Consider the following 13,361-nt stretch of genomic DNA (forward strand, 5'->3'; position numbering starts at 1 on the left):
AGGAAGAGGTTCCATGGGACATCGTCATCGCCGGCAAGCCGGTTCCCACAGAGGGCATGTCATCCTTCAATTCAACATGCACCACAGAACCCATGGGAACTGGCCTGTCAGGTCGACGCAGCGCAGCGACGGCGGTGGCACAGTCGGCATTAAAGCTGGCTGGTACACCGCCATCGCAAGCAGGCTCGCGCCTACAGGGGCGTCACTGCCCTCATGTTGCCAGGATGAAATCGCCAGCCGTCACAGTCCCTGCGTTGGCCACCCCGACCAGGCGAATCGAGTCCGTTGCTCCGATGCTGACCAGGGTGTCGGCACCGACATCGGTGATGACCACGCTGGCGACAAAGTTCGCCGCGGTGATGTTGAGGGCGGTGATGTCGATACGGTCCTGTCCGCCTGCCGCGTTGGCGTCGAAGTTGAGAACCCGGTCAACCCCGAAGCCGGCGCCGAACAGGAAGGTATCGTTGCCGATGCCGGCATCCATCGTATCGTTGCCGGCACCCCCGGTGACGATGTCGTTGCCGGCACCACCATCGATCGTGTCATTGCCGATACCGCCGAGCAAGGTATCGTTGCCGACCCCACCCTGCATGATGTCGTTGCCATCGCCACCCTGGAGCAGATCGTTGCCGATACCGCCATCGAGGTTGTCGTTTCCCAGCCCGCCGAGCAAGGTGTCGTTGCCTGCGCCGCCGTTCAATATGTCGACCCCGTCACCGCCGTCCAGGCTGTCATCACCCGCGCCACCATTAAGGGTATCGTTGCCGATGCCGCCCAGCAGCGTGTCGTTGCCGACATCACCGTTGAGGGTGTCGTTGCCGCCGTTACCGGTCAGGGTGTCGTTGCCGCCGCCGCCATTGAGGGTGTCATTACCGGCTCCAGAGGTGATGACGTTGTTCAAGGCGTTGCCGGTGCCGTTGAAGGCGCCGACGCCGGTGTAGCTGAGGTTCTCGAGATTGCCGCCCAGGGTGTAGTTGGCCAGCGAGGTCTGCACCGTATCGGTACCGCCGTTCGCCGCCTCGACCACCACATCGCCGATGTTATCGACCACGTAGGTGTCGTTGCCGCCCAGCCCGATCAAACGGTCAGCCCCTGCCCCGCCATTGAGCAGATCATTGCCGGCACCACCGGTGATGGTGTTGGCCAGGGCATTACCATTACCGGTGAAATTGCCCGCCCCGATGTAGGTCAGGTTCTCGACGTTCGACCCAAGCAGGTAGGCGGTCAAACTGGTTTGCACCAGGTCGGTCCCGCCACCCGCCGCCTCGATCACGCTGTCACCGACGTTGTCGACCACGTAGGTGTCATTGCCGGCACCACCCGTCATGACATCCACGCCGAGCCCGCCATTGAGGGTGTCGTTGCCGGCATCCCCTATGAGCGTGTCGTTGTCGTCACCGCCATTGAGCACGTCGTTGCCGATGCCGCCGTTGAGCACGTCGTTACCCGCCAGGCCGTTGAGCACGTCGTTGCCACCCAGACCCGACAGGACGTCGTTGCCCAGGCCACCGGTGAGGGTGTTGGCCAGCCCGTTACCGGTCAGCACCAGGCCAGCCGGTACGGTGACGGCCGCGGTGGCCGCCGAGGTCACGGTTTCCAGGGTGCCGAAGGCATCGGTGTAGCGCACGATTACCCGCAGCTGCAGGTTGCCCTGATTGATGCCGGGGACGAAGGTCTGCGCGGTCGCACCATTGATGTTGGTGAAGGACGTGCCAGTGCCCTGCTGCCATTGATAGCTGAAGGTGCCCAGGCCATCGACGTCGGCGATCGCCCCGGTCAGCGCAGTCAGTACCTGGCCCTGATCCGGCGTGGTGTCGCTGATCAGCAACGCACCGGTCGGTGCATCGTTGACGTTCTCGACCGGATCGGACGGGTCGGACGCGATGCTTTCGGTAACGCCGAAGGCATCGACGTAACTGACCACCACCCGCACCTGATTGCCGACCTGGGCCTGGCCCAGGGTGAAGGTGCTGTTGGTGGCGCCCGGGATGTTGACGAACTGCACCCCGTTGGTGGCCTGCCACTGGTAGGTGAACTGCGGATTACTGATGCCATCGGGATCGACGATGCTCGATGGGTCAGCGGTCAGCACCTGGTTCTGCACCAGCAGACCATTGACGGTCGGTCCTGCGGTCGGCGTGCTGTTGGCCGACGAGTCGACGATTTCCAGGGTGCCCTTGGCATCCTGATACACCGCCCGCACGCGGATGTTCGAGCCCGCCACATCGTCCGTCACCCGGTAGGTAGTGCCGGTTGCCCGCGAGGCCTCGCCCGCTGCGACAACCGTGATGTCCTCATAGACCCCTGACCCGGCGATGGTTTCCACCTGCCAGTAGTAAGCCACCGGACCGTTCACCGCACCGTTGGCATTGGTCGCCGAGACGTTGTCCGCGTCCAGTACCGCCTGGGCGCTGACCCGCAGCAGTTGCCCCGCCACCGGCGTATCGTCACGCAGGCCGCTGGCATCATCGAGAATCGCCAGGTGCCCGGTCGGGCCGCCGTTCAAGGCAGTGCCGACGCCGCTCTCCTGAGCCTGGTCAGCGAACTGCAGGCGCTCGATACCGGTCAACCGATCGACCCCATCGCGGCCTGCCACCAGGTCGGTGACGATGACCGTGTTGCCCTGGACTTCGACGGTGTATTCCCCGGCATTGCCGGAGAACAGCGCGGTGTCATAGGCATCGGTACCACTGAGAATCTCCCGCACGATCACCAACTGGCCGGGGTTGTAGGTGCCGTTCAACATGAACGGTACCATCGGTTCCATGCTGGTGAACGAGGCGATTTCCGGGCCGGTGCCGTCGTTGTTGGTGCGCACGCTGATGCGCACGTTCAGCCACTTGTCTCCGTCGATGATGTCGTCGCCGCCACGCCCTTCGATCAGGTCGCTGCCGCTGCCACCAAGGATGATGTTGCCGCCGTCGAACGAGGTCGCCCCGGCGGACAGCAGGCTCGACAGGCCGTTGATCAGCGTGATGTTGGTCAACACGCTGCCGGTGGCCCCGGCGGTAGGCAGCGAGGTCGCATCCTCGTTGTCGCCACGCAGGAAGTCACCGTGGGCCGAACCCGACAGGCCTTCCATGATGTCGAAGCGCACCAGCGCCGAGGCGCCTGAACCGGGGACCGGCGGTACGTCGAAGAAGCGGTCGGTGTAATCGATGCTCACGCCCTGGGCCAGGTCCTTGAAGGTGGCCCAGTCATAACCGGAACCACCGATGTAGCGGTCACCAAAGCCGAGACTGCCGACCATGATGTCGTCACCGCCTTCACCGTTGAACTTGTCGTTCTCGTTGCCGCCGATGAACACGTCGTTGCCGATGATCGGGTCGTTACCCAAAGGATCGAAGTTGTCGCCAGGCGCACCGTCCGAGGTGCCCTTCTCGATCCAGTCGTCGCCTTCGTTGCCCATGTCCTGTTCGTTGGCCTTGCTGCCGAGGATGAAGTCGTTGCCCTGGCCGCCGATGGCCTCGGAGGCGTCTTCACCGGTGACGATGAAGTCGTTGCCGAAACCGCCAATGATCAGGTTGACCCCATTGCCGCCGTGCAGCACGTCGTTGCCGTCGCCGCCCTGGATGTTATCGTCGCCACCGGTGTCGGTGATGATGTCGTCGCCGGTGCCGCCACGCAGTTGGTCGTTGCCGTCGCCCCCCTCGATGCGATCGTTGCCGGCATCGCCCCAGACGGTGTCGTCGCCCTCACTGGCGATCAGGATATCGTTGCCGTTGCTGCCGCCGAGCACGATGTGCTCATCACCCGAGTAACGGATGTAGTTGGCGTCCGGGCCAACGGTCAGTGGGTTGTCACGCGATACGCCATCCGGATCGGCGCTGCCCAGGCCATCGTTGTACTGCTTGGACTGGTCGACTTCGAGGTAGAACCCAGGGTCGGAGAACACCAGGCCCGGCAAGTGAGTGGCCGAGGTGTTGGCCATGATCAGCTTGGCGAACGAGTTGCTTTCAAGTTCCGCGTTCATCGACAGCCCGGAGGTGCGCTCCAGGTAGTAGAAGCGGTCGGCGTCCTGGAGTTTCTCCATCTGGTTCTCGAACACGAAGTTGAAGGTCGAGCCGAGCATGCCGCCAAACGGCGTGATCGCTTCGGCCAGGCCGCCGATCCACAGGTCGATGGCATCGACCCCGGTGATCGTCACGCCCGCCCTGCCATTCACGGTGATATTGGCGTATTCACCAGTGCTGTTGAGGAAGTCCAGGCGGTCTGCCGGTGCTCCCGCTCCACCGAGCACCAGTGCCAGGGCCGCAGCACGCTTGCCGTCCAGGGTGGTCGCCGCGGTGATGGTGTCGTGGACGCCATAGGCCGCGATGAAGTTGATCAACGACTCTGGGTGCTTGAGGTGCTGCACCAGGTCGACCCAGCTGCTGTACGGCTTGAGTTGGGTATCGCCGGTCTGGCTGAAGATGTCGCGGCGGATCGCGTTGAGGGAAGGAATGCCCACGTCGCGGCCACGGGCGATGTTGATCGCCGGCAGGTCGAGTGGCAGGCCCAGCAGGTTGTTGCGCAGCGCCTCGGTGACGAACTCGTCGATTTCGTTACCGGCCTGGCGCGTTACCCCGCGCACAATGGCACTGGTTGCATCTTCCGGCGTCAGGCCGCTGGCGGCGTACGCCAGCGGGTTGAGGAACGCCGCGATCAGGCCCAGTTGCTGATTTGGATTGCTACCGTCGCTGATGACGTTGTAGTTGGCGTCGAAGCGATCGACGGTTTCGGTCAGCATCGAGTGGCCAAACCGGTACACGGTATGGGCGAACTCGGCGACGATCGACGGGTCGAGGTCGACGTCGTAGACCTGGGTCGGGGCGAAGAACAGGTCCACCCTTGGCTGGATGGTCCGCGCAAATTCCTCGAACACCAGGTGCTGGTACTGCATTTCCGTACCAAACTTGGCGGCCTGGAACAGCCGCTCGCCATCCCACACCAGGGCGGCAATGCCGGCGGCATCCGTTGGTACCGCGGCCACATCGACCAGTAGCCACTCATTGAGGAAGGCCACGTCGGTCGAATCGAGCAAGGTGTCCTTGGTCTGCGCCACCAGCCGGTTGTGCTCGGCGTGGAAGATCGCATGCACGGCGGTCAGGCCGATGTTCTCGTTGACCCGGCCGTCGCCGGCGATGTAGTGGGCGTCGAGCAGTTCGTTGTCGTAGGTCAGGTTGTTGCCTTGGGCGTCGGTGAGTTGCGCATCGCCAACGGCTGTCCCGACATCCGCTTGCAACACCCCGCCGATAGATACCGGCACGGCGTTATGAGCGATGTCATTGAGGAACGCATGGCCGGTGCGCACCGCGTTCGCCAGGTTGACCGGTGCGTTCGGATCACCTTCGACCAGCAAGGTGACGTCGTCATTGGTGCCCGCAATGCCATCCGTGCCGTTGTTGACGTGCATCACCACTTGCGGGAAGCCGTTCGGTCCCTTGATGAAGTTGCCATAGGCGTCGGTCGCCAGCAGCGGGCCGCTGTCGATATCGGCGTCGGTGAGGTTGATGCCAAGAATGTCCCGGGCCTGGGCCTTGACCACTTTCCAGGTGGCCATGCCGCCGATTTGCGTATCGTCGCCGGTGCCGAACTTGCCGTCATCCCCTAGGTCGCGGTTGGTGATCAACTCGCCAGTGGCGATCGGGCCGCCCGCCGTCATCACATAGGCGCGCAGGAACACCTGGTGCGCCGGATGGGAGCTATAGGTCTGGTTCTGATCGACAAAGGGCGTCGTGGTGTTGGTGTGTTCGTGAATGTCATCGGCCGTGCCGAGCACACCATCTGCGCCAGGCAGGTTGGTGGCGCGGGTCAAGACCATGAAGTTGGTCGGGCTGCCCGGTACGTACAGCGGGTCGTCCGGTTGCAGCGGAATGAACACCGTGCCCGAACCGCCCTTGGTCACCAGGTCCAGGCCATGATCGAAGAACTGCCCGAAGAAGGTCATCCAACTGTTAAAGGGTGCCGAAAGCCCGGCATCCGGTGCGGTGTTCTCGAACAGATACACATCACGGTCGTCGGCCGTGCCGAACTGCCCGTCCAGGCCTGGGCTGGCGACAATGCGCACGCCGTCCTTGAGCACGTCGTCGTTGCCTGTTTGACCAGCCGGAATGCCGAAGTTGAGTACACCGTCCGCACCCGGGTCGTACGCCGTGGCATAGGCTGCCGGGTTGTTCGAGGTCTGGTCGACGATCAGGTTGCTGATGGTGCGCGGTTGCGAGTCGATCACCAGGCCGCCGTTCTGGGTATACGAAGTTCCCTGCTCAGCCTGATTGAACACCGGATCGCTGATGCGCGGGAACACCTGGTCGGCCGAACCATATTGGGTGTTGTCGATGCCGTTGAGGTTCAACAGGTTGTTGTTCGAGCCGTCGACCGCCCGCAGCCCCAGCGGCGCGCGGATGTTCGGGATCAGCGAGAGGATGTTCTGGCCGTCAGCCTCGGCCTCGGCAATCTTGATTTGCGCGAGGATGAAGTTGAGGTCGGAACGCACCATGTGCAAGCCTTCGCCACCGGCGGTGGCGTCGGCGACGAGGGGCGGCGTCGGTGGCGCCACGGGTGCGCCGGGTGCGACCACGGTCGTCGGGTTGGAGAAGAGGATTTCCGTGGTGCCATGGGCATCCTGGTAGATCGCCTTGACCCGCAACGACAATCCTTCAAGGTCGGGAGAAACCTTGAACGAGGTGCCGTCGGCGCTTTGGAACGCCAGGTCACCGGCTGGCAACAGGATGATGTCCTCGAATACGCCGCTGCCAGGATCGGCTTCGAACTGCCAGTAGTAGGACACCGACGAGTTGTTCAGGTTACCCTGCGGGTTGCTGACGCTGACGTTGTTGCCATCGGTCACTCCAGCGACGCTGACCGTCAGCATATCGCCGACGGTGATCGCCCCGCCGTTGTTATCGGTGATGGCCGGGCTGCCAGTCGGCTGCAGATTGCCTGCTGCCAGAATGCGTTGGCTATCGGCAAACTGCAGGCGCTCGATGTGCAACAGGGTATCGGTGCCATCGCGTCCGGCGACGGTATCCGTGACGGTCCACACGTCATCCGAGGTATCAGCGGTGCCGCGGGTGTTCTGGACAAAGGTGTATTCGTCCTGGGCGCCGGAGTAAATCGCCGTGTCGTAGGCCGCCCCACCCGTCGAAGTCCCGGGCAGGATTTCCCGCACGGCCTTGAGTTGCCCTGGGTTGTAGGTGCCGTTGAGCATGAACGGGATCATGTCGACCATGCTGTTGAAGCTGGCGATTTCCGGACCGGTGTGGTTGACGTCGCCCGGGTTGTAGACGGCAATCCTGACGTTGAGCCATTTGTCGCCATCGATCAGGTCATCGCCGCCACGGCCCTCGATCAGGTCACTGCCATTGCCGCCGAGGATGATGTTGCCGGTGGCAAAACCGGTGGTCGGCAAACCGGCCTCGGTGAGGAACGCACGCAGGCCCTTGATCAAATCGACGTTGGTCAGCGCACTGCCGGTGGCGCCACCGTGGTTGATAATGGTATCGGCATCGACGTCATCGCCCCTGAGCACGTCGGCAAAAGCCGAACCGGATATACCCTCGACCTCGGCAAAACGGTCGAGGATCGAGGCCGGCGAAGCGCCGACCGGGTTGAACACCCCGGCGTTCTGGTTTGGCGCGTTGCCGTGTGGCTGCGCCAGCGCGGCCAGGCTCAGGTCGGCCGTTACGCCGAAATTGTCATTCTTGTAGGTGATCCAGTCGAAACCGGACATGCCTTCCATCTTGTCCTGGGCATCGCTGCCGACAAAGATGTCATCACCACCCTCGCCGATCATTTCATCGAAGCCACCGCCACCGACGAAGATGTCGTTACCCAGCACATCGTCAGTCAGCAATGGCGCGGCGTTGTCGCCAGGCGCACCGTCCTGGGTGCCCTTCTCGATCCAGTCGTCGCCTTCGTTGCCGGTCGGCGGCAGGTTGGTCTTGGCGCCGAGGATGAAGTCGTCGCCCTGGCCGCCGAAGGTGGTGGTGATGTCTTCGGTGGTGACGATGAAGTCCTGGCCGTCGCCGCCAAGGATCAGGTTGCCAGCGGCCAGCATGCTGCCGGCGATGATCACGTCATTGCCGGCGTTGCCTTCCAGGCGGTTGTCGCCGAACGAGTCGGTGATGATGTCGTCGCCTGCGCCGCCCAGTACCGCGTCGTTGCCGGCGCCGCCTTCGAGACGGTCGTTACCGCCGTCGCCGTAGACCGTGTCGTCGCCGTCACCGGAAATGATGATGTCATTGCCGGCGGTGCCGCCGAGCACCACGTGGTCTTCACCGGTGTAGTGCAGGTAGTTGGCGTCCGCGCCCACGGTGTCGGGATTGTCGCGAATCACCAGCGGCACGATTTCCACGCCGTTGATCATGATGCCGCCGGTTGGGTCGGCATTGCCGTTCGGCCCCAGGTTGGTGAACTGGTTGGCCTGGTTGACTTCGAGGGTGAAGGTCGGGGTCAGGAACACCGTGTTCGACAAGTGGGTCACGTCGCTGTTGAGCATGATCAGCTTGGCGAAGGAGTTGTTCTCCAGCTCCGTGCCGAAGTTCAGGCCCGCAACACGTGACAGATAGTAGAAGCGGTCGCCGTTCTGCAGCGCTTCCATCTGGGTTTCGAAGACGAAGTTGAAGGTCGAGCCGAGCATGCCGCCGAACGGCATTTTTTGCTCGGCGAGGCCGCCGATCCAGAAGTCGATATCGTCGACGCCGGTGGTGGTCACGCCATTGACCATGGCGTAGTCGCCAGCGCTATTGAGGAAGTCCAGGCGATCGAGATCATCGGCGACGAACGTACGCTGTTCAGGGGTGTCGGCATTGATCACTGCGCTGCCGCCAAACACCAGGGCAGCGGCGATGGCACGCATTTCCACCATGGTATCGACATCGGCTGCCAGCAAGGCGCTGTGGCTACCGAAGGCGGCGATGAAGTTGACCAGCGACTCGGGGTGCTTGAGGTGGTCGGCCAGGTCAGCCCAACTGATGTAGGGCCTGAGCTGGCTGTCGCCAGTGGCGGCGTACATCTCGCGACGCGCTTCGTTCAAGGTCGGGATGCCAGTGTCGCGACCCCGTGCCAGGTTCAGCGCCGGCAGGTCGAGGGGCAGGCCCAGCAGGTTGTTGCGCAGGGCCTCGGTGACGAACTCGTCGATCTCGTTGCCGACCTGGCGGGTCACCCCGCGAATGATCGCCCCAGCGGCTGCATCCGCGTCCGCCCCGCTGCTGGCAAACGCCAACGGGTTGAGGAAGGCGGCGATCAGGCCCATTTGCGAGCCGGAGGTGAGCAGCGGATTGAACTCGGGGTCAAAGCGGTCGACGGTCTCGGTCAGCATCGAGTGGCCGAAGCGATACACCACATGGGCGAACTCGGCGAGGATCGCCGGGTTGATCGAGGTGTCGTAGCCGTTGGGCGCGAGGAACTCGTCGATCTGCGGCTGAATGGTCCGCGCGAACTCTTCGAACACCAGATGCTGGTACTGCATCTCGGTACCGAATTTGGCAGCCTGGAACAAGCGTTCGCCGTCCCATACCAGCGCGGCGATGTCGGCCGGCGAAGTCGGGAAGGTCGCGACGTCAACCGCCAGCCATTCATTGAGAAAGACCAGGTCGCCGGCGGCCAGCAAGGTCTCCTTGGTTTGCTGGACCAGGCGGTTGTGCTCGGAGTGGAACACATGGTGCACCGCCGTCAGGCCGATGTTCTCGTTGACCCGGCCGTCGCCGGCAATGTAGTGGGCGTCGAGCAATTCGTTGTCGTAGGTCAGGTTGTTGCCTTGTCCATCGGTTGCCTGAGCGTCGCCAATGGCAGTGCCGACATCCGCCTGCAGCACGCCGCCGACTACCACCGGCGCCGCGTTGTGCGCGATGTCGTCGAGGAAGCCATGCCCGGCGCTGACCGCATTGGCCAGGCTGATGGGCGCCGCAAGGTTGCCTTCGACCAGTTGGGTGAGGTCATCGGAGGTGCCGGAAATCCCGTCGTCACCGTTGCCGATGCGCATCACCACCTGCGGCATGCCACTGGGGCCGCGAATGAAATTGCCATAGGCATCGGTGGCCAGCAGCGGCACGTTGTGCACGTCGGCGTCGGTCAGGTCGATGCCGAGAATGTCCCGGGCCTGGGCCTTGACCACCTTCCAGGTGGCCATGCCGCCGCTCTCGCTGCCGCTGTCATCGGCAGTGCCGAACAGGCCGTCATCACCCAGGTTGCGGTTGGTAATCAAGCGTCCGGTGGCTACCGGGTCACCGTCGGCGTTGAGTGCATATTCACGCAGGAACACTTGGTGCGAAGGGTGCGAGCTGTAGGTCTGGCTTTGATCGACGAAGGGCGAAGTGGTGTTGAGCTGGGAATCGTCGGCGGTACCGGCGATGCCGTCCGCGCCAGCGCTTTGCACGGCCCGTGACAAAATCATGAAGTTGGTCGGGCTGTTCGGGTTGAACAATGGGTCGTCGGGTTGCAGCGGGATAAACACCACGTCCGTGCTGCTCTTGGTCACCAGGTCGAGGCCATGGTCAAAGAACTGCCCGAAGAAGGTCATCCAGGCGTTGAAGCTGGCAGTCAGGCCGGCGTCCGGCGAGGTGTTGGGGATGAAGAACACCGGCTTGTCGTCACCGGTGCCGAACACGCCATCGAGGCCGGGGCTGAGCGCCGGGGCGGCCCCACCGTTCGCCGCGACGGCGGCCGGGTTGCTGCCCGTCTGGTCGGAAATCAGGTTACTGATCACCCGTGGCTGCCCGTCGACCACGTTGCCCGAAGCGGCATAGGCCGCTCGATACTGGGCATCGAGCAGACGCAGGAACGAGTTGTCCGCAGCGCCGTACTCGCTCTGTCCGGCCACCAGGTTGTTGAAGCTGCCATCGACCGTGCGCAGGCCGAACGGCACCTGGCTGTTGGGCAGCAAGTCAGCGAGGCTGGCGCCATTGGCGTGGGCTTCGGCGATGAAGATTTGCTTGAGGATGAATTCCAGGTCCGACTTGTTGAAATTGGCCATTTTGGGTTCCTCGATCAATCTGGGACGGGCACGGGACGACCGAAGCCATCGCGCACTCAGGTGCTGGCTGACGCGATTTTTTGGGCGATATCAGACGGGGGGAACGGCAAGGCCATTCCCCAGGCTACGCACCTGGAATTCGCGGAAAACGGGTGGCTCGCCGAGTGATCAGGCAGAGCGCATTCGGACCCTCGGTGGGCCGTGGAAGCGGGAAGTGAAGGTGAACCGGCTACACCGGCCCTTCACGGGATAGTGGATCGAAAAGATCGTCATGTCTGCTCCTCGGGAACATCAACACCACGCCGTGCGTTGCCAAAGAAATGGCAGGCTCGCGACGTACACCTCTCCCCCGTATAAGCAAGACTAAAGTCCTATACCAAACGAATGTCAATTTCGCGTCGCTCGAACTGACGACCGGCATCTGTCTTCACAACTAATTGTTTTTTATAGATATATGAAAATAGCGACTCAGCTATAGAGCGAAATGTTATTTCAGAGTAATTCGCCGCGACCTACGCTCCAGCAAGGGAGATCAACGCCGTTTTTTTCCAAGAATCGCCAGCTCCACCGAGCGATCCGACAGCGTGTTTTTCCACCTGCCCAGTGCACGAAACCGACTAGCTGACGCGCCGAAAGGGATACCGGCTTTTTGACGAGGGGAGCTGCTCATGCCCAATCAGTCGAACACCCGATCCGAACTCGCCAGCGTGTTGGTTCGCTTGCGCCACAGTTTCTATTTGCTGGGCGGTTTCAGCGGGGTGATCAACGTCATGATGTTGACGCCCGCCGTGTACATGCTGCAGGTCTACGATCGGGCCCTGGTCAGTCGCAATGTCACCACCCTGGCGATGCTGACGGTGCTGGTGATCGGTCTGTTCCTGCTGATGTCGGCACTGGAGATGATCCGCACGCGGATGCTGATTCGGGTCGGCAACTGCATGGACATGGAGCTCAACCGCCGCATCTTCACCGCCGCTTTCGAGCGCAACCTGAGTCGCGCCGGCGGCAACCCGGCCCAGGCCCTGCAGGATCTCGCGCAGGTCCGCCAGTTCCTCACCGGCAACGCGTTGTTTGCGTTCTTCGATGCGCCCTGGACACCGATCTACCTGTTGGTGTCGTACCTGATTCACCCGCTGCTCGGCCTGATGACGCTGATCGGTTCGCTGATCCTGGTGGCGCTGGCCTGGCTCACCGAAAAGGCCACGCAAAAACCCCTGGCCGAAGCCAACCAGGCGGCGCTGTCGTCCGCCACCTATGCCAACAACAACCTGCGCAACGCCGAGGTCATCGAGGCGATGGGCATGCTGCCGTCGATCAGCAAGCGCTGGTACCACAGCCATTTGCGCATTCTCGAAATGCAGACCCTGGCCTCCGACCGTGCGGCGCTGATCAGCAGCACCGGGCGCTTTGTGCGCATCACCTTGCAGTCGCTAATCCTCGGCGCCGGCGCGCTGCTGGCGATCGAAGGCAAAATCACCCCGGGGATGATGATCGCCTGCTCGATCCTCACCGGTCGTGCATTGGGGCCGGTGGAACAGGTGATCGGCTCGTGGAAGCAACTGCTCGGCTGCCGCTCGGCCTGGGGCCGGTTGAACCAGATGCTCAGCGACTATCCACTGCGCCCACCGAGCATGTCGCTGCAGCGGCCGATGGGCATGATTGCGGTGGAGAATGTCTATGCCGGCGCGCCCGGCACCAACAACACCATCGTGCGCGGGGTCAGCTTCAGCCTGGTGCCGGGCGAAAGCCTGGGGATTATCGGCCCATCGGCCTCGGGCAAATCTACCCTCGCCCGCCTGTTGGTAGGCGTGTGGCCGGCACAGGCGGGCAAGGTGCGTCTCGACGGCGCCGACATGTTCACCTGGAACAAAGCCGAACTTGGACCCTGGCTCGGTTACTTGCCGCAGGATGTGGAGCTGTTCGAGGGGACCATCGCCGACAACATCGCACGCTTCGGCGAAGTCGACAGCGACGCGGTGATTCGTGCCGCCAAGGCCACCGGCGTGCATGACATGATCCTGCGTTTCCCGCAGGGCTACGACACCCGCCTGGACACCGACGGCAGCCCGCTGTCCGGTGGCCAGAAACAGCGGATCGCCCTCGCCCGTGCACTCTACGGCGAACCCAATCTGATCGTTCTCGACGAGCCCAACGCCAACCTCGATGACGTTGGCGAAAAAGCCCTGGTCGATGCCCTGGCCGAACTCAAGGCCCGCGGTGCCACGGTAGTGATGATCTCCCACCGGCCCAACGTGCTCTGCGCGGTGGACAAGGTACTGATGCTGCGCGACGGCGCGGTGCAAATGCTTGGCACCCGCGAAGAAGTCTTTACCGCGCTGCGCAAAGCCGCAGTGATGCCCGCCGGGGCGCCGACACCATTGGCCTCGGTCAAGGCCAGGGAGTGAGC

The 13,361-nt window shown here is 63.0% G+C and carries 2 protein-coding genes; one reads left to right on the forward strand and one right to left on the reverse strand.

What is annotated here, in order from left to right; genetic code table 11:
- Positions 1-211: 211 nt before the first annotated feature.
- Positions 212-10,954: a peroxidase family protein gene (locus KW062_RS18865; protein WP_105754948.1), complete on the reverse strand. Its 10,743-nt coding sequence runs from the start codon at positions 10,952-10,954 to the stop codon at positions 212-214.
- A gap of 668 nt (positions 10,955-11,622) precedes the next feature.
- On the opposite strand from KW062_RS18865, the gene KW062_RS18870 reads away from it, so the two are divergent.
- Positions 11,623-13,359, forward strand: coding sequence for a type I secretion system permease/ATPase (locus KW062_RS18870; protein ID WP_027616110.1), 1,737 nt, complete (start codon positions 11,623-11,625; stop codon positions 13,357-13,359).
- Positions 13,360-13,361: the final 2 nt, after the last annotated feature.

The organism is Pseudomonas fluorescens, assembly GCF_019212185.1.
Classification (GTDB): Bacteria; Pseudomonadota; Gammaproteobacteria; order Pseudomonadales; family Pseudomonadaceae; genus Aquipseudomonas.

Coding starts and splice junctions, on each gene's coding strand:
- KW062_RS18865 (WP_105754948.1), bottom strand. CDS start 10,954: ATGGCCAATTTCAACAAGTCGGACCTGGAATTCATCCTCAAGCAAATC.
- KW062_RS18870 (WP_027616110.1), top strand. CDS start 11,623: ATGCCCAATCAGTCGAACACCCGATCCGAACTCGCCAGCGTGTTGGTT.